The sequence below is a fragment of the Streptomyces sp. NPDC001480 genome, from assembly GCF_042894725.1.
Taxonomy (GTDB): Bacteria; Actinomycetota; Actinomycetes; order Streptomycetales; family Streptomycetaceae; genus Streptomyces.
Map to the genome: position 1 here is coordinate 1 of NZ_JBIAVX010000054.1, position 13539 is coordinate 13539.

Below are 13539 nucleotides of genomic sequence, written 5' to 3' on the forward strand. Positions count from 1 at the left end.
AGCGCCGCCGCACACTCACCGAACCGGGCCGCGAACACCGGCGAGGAATCCAGCAACTCCACCGCCATCCCCACCCACTGCGCCCCCTGCCCCGGGAACACGAACACCGGGTCGACGTCCTCGCCGACGCGCTGGGTGGTGCCGCGCACGAGGGCGGGGGTGGCCTCGCCCTCGGCGAGGGAGGTGAGGGCGGTCAGGAGTTCGGCGCGGTCGGCGCCGACGACGACGGCACGCTCCTCCAGTGCGGCGCGCCCGGCCGCCAGGGAGTGGGCGACGTCGACGGCGTCCAGGTCACCGGCCTCGACGGCGGCCGCGAGCCGCTCCGCCTGGGCCTTGAGGGCCTTGTCCGAACGGGCCGAGACGAGCCAGGGCACGACCGCGCCGGCCGCTTCGGGAGCAGGCTGGGGCGTGTCCGCCGGTTCGGGCTGCTCGATGATGACGTGGGCGTTCGTACCGCTCACGCCGAAGGACGAGACGCCGGCCCGCCTGGGATGGCCGTTCTCTTCCCAGGGCCTGGCCTGGGAGAGGACCTCGACCTCACCGGCCGACCAGTCCACGAACGGCGACACCGCGTCCGCGTGCAGCGACTTCGGCAGCACCCCGTACCGCATCGCCTGCACCATCTTGATCACACCGGCCATACCGGAAGCGGCCTGGCTGTGCCCGATGTTGGACTTGACCGACCCCAGCCACAGCGGTCGGCCCTCGGGGCGGTCCTGACCGTACGTCGCCAGCAGCGCCTGCGCCTCGATCGGGTCACCCAGCTTGGTGCCCGTACCGTGCGCCTCCACCACGTCCACATCCGCCGTGGACAGGCCCGCGTCGGCCAGCGCCGCCCGGATCACCCGCTGCTGGGAGAGGCCGTTCGGGGCGGTGAGGCCGTTGGAGGCACCGTCCTGGTTGATCGCCGAACCCCGCACCACCGCCAGCACCTGATGCCCGTTGCGCCGCGCGTCCGACAGCCGCTCCAGCAGCACCATGCCGACGCCTTCGGCCATCCCCATGCCGTCGGCGTCCGCGCCGAAGGCCTTGCAGCGGCCGTCCTGGGCCAGGCCGCGCTGCCGGCTGAAGCCGACGAGGCCGATGGGCTCCCCCATGACGGCGGCGCCGCCGGTGAGGGCGAGCGAGCACTCGCCGGAGCGCAGTGACCGGACGGCCATGTGCAGGGCGACCAGCGCGGAGGAGCAGCCGGTGTCCATGGTGACGGCCGGCCCCTCGAGGCCGAGGGTGTAGGAGATGCGGCCCGAGGCGATGCTGGTGACGGTCCCGGTGATCAGATGGCCCTCGAGGCCCTCCGGCACCTGGGAGCGGGAGCCGTATCCCTGGTGGGAGACACCGACGAAGACGCCGGTGGGGCTGCCCTGGAGGCTGTCGGGGGCGATACCGGCCCGCTCCAGTACCTCCCAGGTGGTCTCCAGCAGCAGGCGCTGCTGCGGGTCCATGGCGGTCGCCTCGCGCGGCGAGATCCCGAAGAACGCCGCGTCGAACTCGGCCGCGTCGTGCAGGAAGCCGCCCTCGCGGGCATAGGTGGTACCGGCCCGGTCCGGGTCGGGGTCGTAGAGGTTCTCCACGTCCCAGCCACGGTCGGTGGGAAGCGTGGACACCGCGTCGGTCTCCTCCAGGACCAGGCGCCACAACTCCTCGGGCGAGGTGACTCCGCCGGGGAAGCGGCAGCCCATGGACACGACGGCGATGGGCTCGTCGTCGTGCGCGGGGGCCACTGGGGCGGCCACGGCGGCCGGTCGGAGCTCGGCGGCCGGCTCTTCCGGGACGAGGCCGGCGCGCAGGAAACGGACGAGGTCGCGCACGTTCGGGTGGTCGAAGACGATCGTCGCCGGCAGGCCGAGACCGGTGGCGGCGTTGAGGCGGTTGCGCAGTTCGACGGCGGTGAGGGAGTCGAAGCCCATCTCGCGGAAGGCGCGGGTGACGGCGATCTCCGTGCTGTCCGCGTGGCCGAGGACTCCGGCCACCTCGCCGCGGACCAGTTCGGACAGTGTGCGGTCGCGCTCGGCGGAGGACATGCCGGCCAGCTCCGCGCGCAGCGTGTCCGCGCGGCTGACGGCACTCGCGACGACCGCCTCGTCGGCCCGCATCGCCTCGGCGACCTCCGGCACCTCGTGCAGGAGCGGTCGCGGGTGCGCGGCGGTGAAGACGGGGACGAACCGCTCCCAGTCGATGTCGGCGACGGCGAGGAAGGTGTCGTCGTGGTCCAGTGCCTGCCGCAGTCCTTCGACGGCCAGCTTCGGCTCCATGAAGGGGATGCCGCGCCAGCGCAGCTGCTCCCGGACGATGTTGACCGCCATACCGCCGCCCTCGGGGCTCCAGATGCCCCATGCGACGGACGTGCCGGCCAGACCGCGGGCGCGGCGGTGGTCCGCGAGCGCGTCGACGTAAGCGTTGCCGGCGGAGTAGGCGCCGTGGTCGCCGCTGCCCCAGGTGCCCGCGACCGAGGAGTACAGCACGAACGCGTCGAGGCGGTCGTGGTCGAAGACGGCGTCGAGGTTCGCCGCTCCCAGCACCTTGGCGCGCAGGCCCTCGGCGAAGTACTCCTGGTCCGTTTCGGCGAGCGGCGCCAGCATGCCTACGCCGGCGGTGTGCACGACCGTACGGATGGCCGGGCCTTCGGCCTCGACCTGTTCGACGAGCCGGTTCAGGGCCGCACGGTTGGCGACGTCGCAAGCGGCGATGGTCACCCGGCAGCCCAGAGCGGTGAGTTCGTCGCTGAGTTCCTTGGCGCCCGGGGCGTCGAGGCCGTGCCGGCTGGTCAGCACCAGGTGTTCGGCGCCGCTGCGGGCGAGAAGCCGCGCGGCGTGCCCGCCGAGGCCTCCGGTGCCGCCGGTGACCAGCGCGGTGCCGCTGGTGCTCCAGGTCCGGGGGGCGGGGCTGCCGGACAGCGGGGCGCGGACCAGGCGGCGGAGGTAGGTGCCCGACGGGCGCAGCGCGAGCTGGTCCTCGTCGCCGGCGGCGGCCAGGACGGCCACGAGTGCCGCTCCGGTACGGGGGTCGAGTTCGCCGGGCAGGTCGACGAGACCGCCCCACAGCTTCGGCTGTTCGAGGGCCGCGACGCGGCCCAGGCCCCATACGGCGGCCTGCAGCGGATGCCGGACCGGGTCGTCGGCGACACCGGTGGTGGCCGACTCCGTGGTCAGCAGCCACAGCCGGGTGTCGGTCCCGGCGTCCAGGAGACCCTGGAGCAGCGCGACCGACTGGGTCAGGCCGACGGTGGGACCGGCGTGACCGGGCGCGGGACGCTCGTCCAGGGCCAGGAGGGACACGACACCGCGTACGGGCGTGGACGCGTCGGCGGCGACGATGTCGCTCAGCTGCTCCGCCACGGCGGCCCGGTCGAGGTCCGTCTCGCCCATCACCACGGGGACGGTCGCGGCCCCGGCCTCGACGAGGAGGCGGTTCACGTCCTGGACCAGTGTGTCGTCCTGGTGGGCCTCGGGGACGACGACGAGCCAGGTGCCGTCGAGGGTCGCGGGAGCCGCCGTGCCCTGGTCCGGCTGCGGCCGCCATACGACGCGGTAACGCCAACCGTCGAGGGTCGCACGCTCCCGCCGGCTCCGCCGCCAGGACGACAGGGCCGGAACCACCGACTCCAGGGCGTCGGCGTCGTCCAGGCCGAGGGTGCGCGCCAGAGCCGCCGCGTCACCCTCCTCCACGGTCTTCCAGAACGCCTCATCCACCGGATCCGCGGCTGTGGCCGACGCCTGCGGTGCGTCCAGCCAGTACCGCTGCCGCTGGAAGGCGTACGTCGGCAACTCCACCCGCTGCGGACCGTACGGGGCGAACGCCGGGGACCAGTCGACCGCCACACCACGTGCCCAGGCCTCGCCCAGCGAGGTGTAGAAACGGGTCAGGCCGCCCTGGCCACGGCGCAGTGTCCCGGTCACCACAGCGTCCGAGCCGGCCGCCTCGACCGTCTCCCCGACCGGCACGGTCAGCACCGGATGCGGGCTCATCTCCAAGAACGCACCATGACCGGCCGCCACCAACTCCCGCACGGCAGACTCAAGTTGGACCGTCTGCCGCAGGTTCGTGTACCAGTACCCGGCATCCGTGACCGCCGACTCCAGCCACCCACCCGTCACCGTCGAGAAGAACGGCACCTCAGGCGTACGCGCCTCAACCGGCGCGAGGACCTCCAGCAGCTCCTCGCGGATCAGCTCCACATGCGCCGAGTGCGAGGCGTAGTCGACCTCCACCCGCCGCACCCGCACATCCCGTGCGGGAGCCTGCTCGACCAGTTCGTCCAGCGCGTCCGCGTCACCGGAGACCACCACCGAGGTAGGCCCGTTGACCGCGGCCACCGACACCCGCCCGTCCCAGGCCGAGATGAGTTCCTCGACCTCGGCCACGGGCAGCGCGACGGACACCATCCCGCCCCGCCCCGCCAACGCGGTGATCGCACGACTGCGCAACGCCACCACCCGCGCACCGTCCCGCAACGACAACGCACCAGCCACCACCGCAGCCGCGATCTCACCCTGCGAATGCCCCACCACCGCAGCCGGCTCCACACCGAACGAACGCCACAGCTCAGCCAGCGACACCATCACCGCCCACAACACCGGCTGCACCACATCCACCCGGTCCAGCGCCCGCCCCTCACGGACCACCCCGACCAGGTCGAAATCCACGAACGGCGCCAGCGCCGCCGCACACTCACCGAACCGGGCCGCGAACACCGGCGAGGAATCCAGCAACTCCACCGCCATCCCCACCCACTGCGCCCCCTGCCCCGGGAACACGAACACCGCGTCGACGTCCTCGCCGGGGTTCTCGGCGAGGCCTCGCGCGATGGTGGCGGGCTGCTCGCCCCGTGCGGTGGCGCGCAGGGCGGTCAGGAGTTCGGCGCGGTCGGCGCCGACGACGACGGCACGCTCCTCCAGTGCGGCGCGCCCGGCCGCCAGGGAGTGGGCGACGTCGACGGCGTCCAGGTCACCGGCCTCGACGGCGGCCGCGAGCCGCTCCGCCTGGGCCTTGAGGGCCTTGTCCGAGCGGGCGGACAGCAGCCACGGAAGCGCGGCCGGGGTGCCGCTACCGGCCGAGCTCTCCGGCTGTTCCTCGTCCGGCTGTTCCTCGTCCGGCGGTGCCTGTTCCAGGACGACGTGCGCGTTGGTGCCGCTGCCGCCGAAGGAGGATACGCCGGCGCGGCGGGGCGTGCCGGTCTCGGGCCAGTCGACGGCCTCCGTCAGGAGTTTCAGGGCACCGGTGGACCAGTCGACGTGGGTGGTCGGCTCGTCGACGTGCAGGCTCTTGGGGAGGAGTCCGTGGCGCAGGGACTCGACCACCTTGATCACGGCGGCGACCCCCGAAGCGGCCTGGGTGTGCCCGATGTTGGACTTCACCGACCCCAGCCACAGCGGCCGGCCCTCGGGGCGGTCCTGACCGTACGTCGCCAGCAGCGCCTGCGCCTCGATCGGGTCACCCAGCTTGGTGCCCGTACCGTGCGCCTCCACCACGTCCACATCCGCCGTGGACAGGCCCGCGTCGGCCAGCGCCGCCCGGATCACCCGCTGCTGCGACGGGCCGTTCGGGGCGGTGAGGCCGTTGGAGGCACCGTCCTGGTTGATCGCCGAACCCCGCACCACCGCCAGCACCTGATGCCCGTTGCGGCGCGCGTCCGACAGCCGCTCCAGCAGCAGGACACCGACCCCCTCGCCCCAGCCCGTACCGTCCGCGTCCTCCGCGAACGGCTTGCACCGGCCGTCCGCCGCGAGCCCCCGCTGCCGGCTGAACTCCACGAAGTTGCGGGTGGTGGCCATGACGGTGGCACCGCCGGTGACGGCCATGGAGCACTCGCCGGAGCGCAGGGCACGCATGGCGAGGTGCAGGGCCACGAGGGACGACGAGCACATGGTGTCGAGGCTGACCGCGGGCCCTTCGAAGCCGAAGCTGTAGGAGAGCCGGCCGGAGAGCACGGCCGCGGAGCCGCCCGTCAGCAGGTGGCCCTCGACGTCGTCGGGCGCGTGGGTGCCGTCGACGGCGTAGCCCTGGTTGCTGGCGCCGACGAAGACGCCGGTGCTGCTGCCCCGCAGGGTGTTCGGGTCGATGCCGGCCCGTTCGAAGAGCTCCCAGGTGGTCTCCAGCAGCAGGCGCTGCTGCGGGTCCATCGCGAGGGCCTCGCGCGGCGAGATCCCGAAGAACGTGGCGTCGAACTCGGCCGCGTCGTAGAGGAAGGCACCCTCGCGGACGTAACTGGTGCCGGTCCGGTCGGGGTCGGGGTCGTAGAGGGCGTCGAGGTCCCAACCGCGGTCCGTGGGCATGGCCGCGACGGTGTCGGTGCCCTCGGTCACCAGCGTCCAGAGGTCCTCCGGGGCGCGCACTCCGCCGGGCAGGCGGCAGGCGGTGGCCACGATGGCGACGGGCTCGTGGTCGCGGGCTTCGAACTCCGCGAGCCTGCGGCGGGTCTGCCGCAGGTCCGTGGTGACCCGCTTGAGGTAGTCGCGGAGCTTGCCCTCGTTGTTTTCCATGGCAGAGTCAGCCCTTCGAGAATCGGGAGCCATGACGGGGTTCCGCTCAGGAGATCCCGAGTTCCCTGTCGATCAGGTCGAACATGTCCTCGTCGGAGGCGGTGAGCAGTTCCTCGTCGACCGGCGCCTCCTCCGGTTCTCCGGACCCGGTCCAGGTGTCCAGCAGCGTGCGCAGTGCCGTGGTGAGTGCCTCCCGTGCGGCCGGGTCGGGCGCCTGCCGGTAGGCCTCTTCCAGCTGTTGCAGACCGGCCGGCACACCATCGGCCGGTCCGCCGCCGACGGGCGGCAGCAGTTCCGCGTCCAGGTGGTCGGCGAGGGCGTTCGGCGTGGGATGGTCGAAGACGATCGTCGCCGAGAGCCGGGTGCCGAGCACCGTGCTGAGCCGGTTGCGCAGTTCCACGGCGGTCAGGGAGTCGAATCCCATGTCCCGGAAGGCGCGCCCCGGTTTGACGGTGTCGGACGGGCCGTGCCCCAGGACCGCGCCCACATGGGTGCGGATCAGTTCGACGAGCCGGCGCCGACGCTTGGCCTGGGGCAGGGCGCCGAGTTCGGCGAGCAGGGCGGCGGCCGCGTCGGCCCCCTCGTCCCCGGCGTCGGGGTGTGCGGCGTCGCGAGCGGCGAGGAGTTCGCGTACCTCGGGCACCTCGTCGACGAGCGGACGGTGTCCGCGGGCGCAGTACGCGGGGAGGAACCGGTCCCAGCGGATGTCGGCGACCACGAGCGTGGGCTGCTGTCCGGCGACCGCACCGCGCAGGGCACGGACCGCGAGTTCGGGGTCCATCGCCGGAACGCCCCGGCGCAGCAGCTGCTCACCGACCTCCTCGTCGACCATGCCGCCGCCCGCCCAGGCGCCCCAGGCGATCGAGGTGGCGGGCAGACCCTGGGCGCGGCGCCGTTCGGAGAGGGCGTCGAGGTGGGCGTTGGCGGCGGCGTAGGGGGCCTGTCCTCCGTTGCCCCAGACTCCGGCGCCGGAGGAGAACAGGACGAAGGCGTCCAGCGGGTGTCCGGCGAGCAGTTCCTCGAGGTTCCGCGCGCCGAGCACCTTGGCGTGCATCACGGCGGCCGCGTCGTCGGGCGTCAGGTCGCCCAGCGGCCGCGCCGCCTCGACCGCGCCCGCGGTGTGGACCACCGCGGTGAGGGGGAGTTCGGCGGGCACCCGGTCGAGGAGCGCGGCGAGCGCGTCACGGTCGGCGACGTCGCAGGCGGCGAGGGTCACGCGGCAGCCGAGGGCGGTGAGTTCGTCGCACAGTGCGGCGGCACCGGGCGCGTCGGCCCCCCGCCTGCTGGTCAGGAGCAGGTGCTCGGCCCCGTCCCGGGCCAGGGACCGCGCGACGTGCGAGCCGAGGGCCCCTGTTCCGCCGGTGACGAGGACGGTGCCGTTCGGTCGCCAGGCGTCCTCGGCCGGCGAGGCGTGGAGCGGCGTACGGACCATCCGCCGGACGCTGACCCCACCCGCGCGCACCGCGAACTCGGTCTCCCGGCCGCCGTCCTCCCGGGCCTCGGCAGCGAGCAGCGCCGGGAGACGGCGTACGGCTGTCCCGGTGTCGCCGGCGGGCAGGTCGACGAGGCCACCGCAGCGGTCGGGATCGTCGAGACCCACCACCCGTACGAATCCCCAGGCGGCGGCCTGCGCCGGATCGGGGGCTCCGTCCCCCTCGCCGGTCGACACCGCGCCCTGGGTCAGACACCACAGCCTGCCGGTGATCCCGGCGTCGTCGAGCGCCTGCACCAGGGCCATCGATCCGAGCAACCCCCGCGAGACCCCCGGGCTCCGCTCGCTCGCCGCGTCGTCGAGGGCCAGCAGGGACAGGACACCGACCGGTGACACGTCCGCGGGCAGGTCCAGGAGCAGCCGCTCGGCCAACTCGGTACGCCCCGCGGAGTCCGGCACGGACAACTCGACGGTCCGGGCCCCGGCGGCGCCCAGGGCACCGACGGTGGCGGCGACGAGACCACCGTCGTCGTACCCCTCGGGGACGACGACGAGCCAGGTGCCGTCGAGGGTCGCGGGAGCCGCCGTGCCCTGGTCCGGCTGCGGCCGCCATACGACGCGGTAACGCCAGCCGTCGAGGGTCGCACGCTCCCGCCGGCTCCGCCGCCAGGACGACAGGGCCGGAACCACCGACTCCAGGGCGTCGGCGTCGTCCAGGCCGAGGGTGCGCGCCAGAGCCGCCGCATCACCCTCCTCCACGGTCTTCCAGAACGCCTCATCCACCGGATCCGCGGCTGTGGCCGGTGCCTTCGGCGCCTCCAGCCAGTACCGCTGCCGCTGGAAGGCGTACGTCGGCAACTCCACCCGCTGCGGACCGTACGGGGCGAACGCCGGGGACCAGTCGACCGCCACACCGCGTGTCCATGCCTCGCCCAGCGAGGTGTAGAAACGGGTCAGGCCGCCCTGGCCACGGCGCAGTGTCCCGGTCACCACAGCGTCCGAGCCGGCCGCCTCGACCGTCTCCCCGACCGGCACGGTCAGCACCGGATGCGGGCTCATCTCCAAGAACGCACCATGCCCCGCAGCGACCAACTCCCTTACTGCGGGCTCAAGTTGGACCGTCTGCCGCAGGTTCGTGTACCAGTACCCGGCATCCGTGACCGCCGACTCCAGCCACCCACCCGTCACCGTCGAGAAGAACGGCACCTCAGGCGTACGCGCCTCAACCGGCGCGAGGACCTCCAGCAACTCCTCGCGGATCAGCTCCACATGCGCCGAGTGCGAGGCGTAGTCGACCTCCACCCGCCGCACCCGCACATCCCGTGCGGGAGCCTGCTCGACCAGCTCGTCCAGAGCATCAGCATCTCCCGACACCACCACCGAGGTAGGCCCGTTGACCGCGGCCACCGACACCCGCCCCGCCCAGGCCGAGATGAGTTCCTCGACCTCGGCCACGGGCAGCGCGACGGACACCATCCCGCCCCGCCCCGCCAACGCGGTGATCGCACGACTGCGCAACGCCACCACCCGCGCACCGTCCCGCAACGACAACGCACCAGCCACCACCGCAGCCGCGATCTCACCCTGCGAATGCCCCACCACCGCAGCCGGCTCCACACCGAACGAACGCCACAGCTCAGCCAGCGACACCATCACCGCCCACAACACCGGCTGCACCACATCCACCCGGTCCAGCGCCCGCCCCTCACGGACCACCCCGACCAGGTCGAAATCCACGAACGGCGCCAGCGCCGCCGCACACTCACCGAACCGGGCCGCGAACACCGGCGAGGAATCCAGCAACTCCACCGCCATCCCCACCCACTGCGCCCCCTGCCCCGGGAACACGAACACCGAGGACCCGGCATGGGCGGGCACTGCGATTCCGGAAGCGACGACGTCCGAACCGATCAGCAGTGCCCGGTGCTCGAACACGGAACGGTGTTTCAGCAGGGACCACGCGGTGTCGACCGGGCGTGCGTCCGTCTCCTTCAGGTGGGTCACCAGGCGGTCCACCTGCTCCTTGAGCGCTGCTTCCGTACGGGCCGACACCGGCATGGGAGCCACGACGTCCCCGTACTCCCCGGACGCGACGGGTTCGGCAGCCGCCGCTTCCGGCTGCTCGATGATGACGTGCGCGTTCGTACCGCTGATACCGAAGGACGAGACACCGGCCCGCCGAGGCCGACCGTTCTCCTCCCAGGGCCTGGCCTGGGAGAGGACCTCGACCTCACCGGCCGACCAGTCCACGAACGGCGACACCGCGTCCGCGTGCAGCGACTTCGGCAGCACCCCGTACCGCATCGCCTGCACCATCTTGATCACACCGGCCATACCCGAAGCGGCCTGGCTGTGCCCGATGTTGGACTTGACCGACCCCAGCCACAGCGGCCGGCCCTCGGGGCGGCCCTGACCGTACGTCGCCAGCAGCGCCTGCGCCTCGATCGGGTCACCCAGCTTGGTGCCCGTACCGTGCGCCTCCACCACGTCCACATCCGCCGTGGACAGGCCCGCGTCGGCCAGCGCCGCCCGGATCACCCGCTGCTGCGACGGGCCGTTCGGGGCGGTGAGGCCGTTGGAGGCACCGTCCTGGTTGATCGCCGAACCCCGCACCACCGCCAGCACCTGATGCCCGTTGCGCCGCGCGTCCGACAGCCGCTCCAGCAGCAGGACACCGACCCCCTCCGACAGGGCGAAACCGTCGGCGTCGGCGGAGAACGGCTTGCTGCGGCCGTCCTGGGCCAAGGCCCGCTGCCGACTGAAGGCGACGAAGGGGCTGGGCCCGGACATCACCGTGACGGCACCCGCGAGGGCGAGCTCGCACTCGCCGGCCCGCAGGGCCTGGACGGCCATGTGCAGGGCGACGAGCGACGAGGAGCAGGCCGTGTCGACCGTCACGGCGGGGCCTTCCAGGCCCAGGGTGTAGGCGATGCGGCCGGACGCCACACTCGCCGCGGCTCCAGTGGCCAGGTATCCCTCGGCCTCCCCGGCGGCCCGCAGGTGGGCCGCGTACTCCTGGTCGGTGAGGCCCACATAGACGCCGGTATTGCTGCCGCGCAGGGTGTTCGGGTCCATGCCGGCCCGTTCGAAGAGCTCCCAGGTGGTCTCCAGCAGGAGGCGCTGCTGGGGGTCCATGGCGGTCGCCTCGCGCGGCGAGATCCCGAAGAACGCCGCGTCGAACTCGGCCGCGCCGTGCAGGAAGCCGCTCTCACGGACGTAGCTGGTGCCGCTGTGGTCGGGGTCGGGGTCGTACAGGGCGTCGAGGTCCCAGCCACGGTCCACGGGGAAACCGGAAATGACGTCCGCCTCGTCCCGGACCAGCCGCCACAGCTCCTCCGGCGACCGCACCCCACCCGGGAAACGGCAGCCCATCGACACGATGGCGACCGGCTCGTCCTCCCCGGCACCACCCCGTACACCCGCGACGCCCGCCACGGCGGTGCCGGCCGGGGCCTGCCGGGAGCCGAAGGCCTGTTCTTCGAGGAAGTCGGCCAGTGCCGCGACATTGGGGTGGTCGAAGACGACCGTGGTGGGCAGCCGCAGGCCGGTGGTACGGCCGAGGCGGTTGCGCAGTTCGACTGCGGTGAGCGAATCGAAGCCGAGGTCCTTGAAGGCCAGTGTGGTGTCGATGGTGTCCGAGCCGTCGTGCCCGAGTACGTCGGCCACCTGCGCGCCCACCAGATCCAGCAGGGCCGTCCGGCGCCGCTCCGGGTCGAGTTGTGCCAGGTGCCGGAGGAGTTCGGGCTCTGCCTTGGACAAGGCCGTGGCGTCGTCCTCGGCAGGCCGTGCCTCGGGCAGTTCGGAGAGGAGGGGGCTGGGCCGGACCGAGGTGAACACGCCGGCGAAGCGCCGCCAGTCGACGTCGGCGATGGCGACGAGCGTCTCGTCGTGGTCCATGGCCTGCTGGAGGCCGCCGATGGCGGTGTCCGGGTCGATGACGGGCACACCTCGACGGCGGAGGTCGTCCTGGATGCCCTCGGCGATCATGCCACCGCCCGCCCAAGGGCCCCAGGCGACCGAGAGGACGGGCACACCGTCGGCACGGCGCCGCTCGGCGCATGCGTCGAGGACGGCGTTGGCGGCGGCGTAGGCACCGTGGTCGGCGACTCCCCACGTGCCGGAGATGGAGGAGAAGTAGACGACGGCGTCGAGCCCTGCCGGGTCGAGGGCGGCGTCGAGGTGGTCGGCGCCGAGGACCTTCCCGGACAGGGTGGACACGAGATCGGTGATCCCCGCCTCGGCGAGGGAGCCGAGGGCACTGACACCCGCGGCGTGCACGACCGTACGGACGGGTGGCACGCCCTGCTCCGCCAGCTGTCGCAGCAGCGCGGCGACGGAGTCCCGGTCGGCTACGTCGCAGGCGGCGACGGTCACCGGGACGCCCTGCTCCTCGAGTTCGCGGCGGAGTTCGGCCGTGCCGGGTGCGTCGGCGCCTCGGCGTCCGGTCAGCACGAGGTGCCCGGCGCCGTTGCCGGCCAGCCAGCGCGCCACGCGGACCCCGAGGGCTCCGGTTCCGCCCGTCACCAGAACGGTGCCACGCGGCTTGAAGGCACGGGCCGGGTGGGCGCCACCATGCGGTGCGCGGACCAGTCGCCGGCCGAGCGCCTTGCCTCCCCGGAGGGCGATCTGGTCCTCGGTCCCGTCACCAGTGAGGAGGCCGGCCAGCAGATCGAGGGTGACGGCGTCGGCCGCCTCGGGGAGGTCGATCAGACCACCCCAGCGCTTCGGATGCTCCAGTGCGGCGACACGCCCGAGACCCCACACGCCCGCCTGGACGGGAGCGTCGGGCGCCCGGTCGTCGGCCGCCGCGACGGCACCACGGGTGACACACCACAGCGGCGCTTCGACGCCCGCGTCGCCCAGGGCCTGCAGGAGCGCGAGGCTCACGGCGAGGCCCTGGGGCACGCACGCGTGCCCGGGATGCGGGCGCTCGTCGAGACCGGTCAGGGAGAGAACACCTCGGACGCCACCGGCTCCGGCCCCGGCTTCGCTCCGTAGCCGGGCGCTCAGCCGGTCCCGGTCGCAGTCCGCCGTACCGACCGTCAGTACACGGACGTCGTCCACCCGTTCCTCGAGAGCGGCGAGCACAGCCGGGAACAGTGGGTCGTCCTCGAACACCTCGGGTACGACGAGCAGCCAGGCACCGTCCTCACGGGCACCGGCGGCCGGACGACCGGCAATCGGCAGCGGCCGCCACACGACGCGGTAGCGCCAGCCATCGAGGACGGAACGCTCCTGCCGGCCGCGCCGCCAGGACGACAGGGCCGGAACCACCGACTCCAGGGCGTCGGCGTCGTCCAGGCCGAGGGTGCGCGCCAGAGCCGCCGCGTCACCCTCCTCCACGGTCTTCCAGAACGCCTCATCCACCGGATCCGCGGCTGTGGCCGACGCCTGCGGTGCGTCCAGCCAGTACCGCTGCCGCTGGAAGGCGTACGTCGGCAACTCCACCGGGCGCGGTGCGTACGGGGCGAACGCCGGGGACCAGTCGACCGCGACACCACGCGCCCAGGCCTCACCCAGCGAGGTGTAGAAACGGGTCAGGCCGCCCTGGCCACGGCGGAGGGTGCCGGTCACCACAGCGTCCGAGCCGGCCGCCTCGACCGTCTCCCCGACCGGCACGGTCAGCAC

2 protein-coding genes are annotated in these 13539 nt (G+C 73.2%); both read right to left on the reverse strand.

From position 1 onward, the window contains the following. Window positions 1-6479: type I polyketide synthase (locus ACFY01_RS46440; RefSeq protein WP_390741835.1), on the reverse strand; the 6479-nt coding region annotated here is incomplete at its 3' end. A gap of 46 nt (window positions 6480-6525) precedes the next feature. Then, window positions 6526-13485 (reverse strand): type I polyketide synthase, encoded by a 6960-nt coding sequence (locus ACFY01_RS46445; RefSeq protein ID WP_390741836.1) that lies wholly within the window; start codon window positions 13483-13485, stop codon window positions 6526-6528. Window positions 13486-13539: the final 54 nt, after the last annotated feature.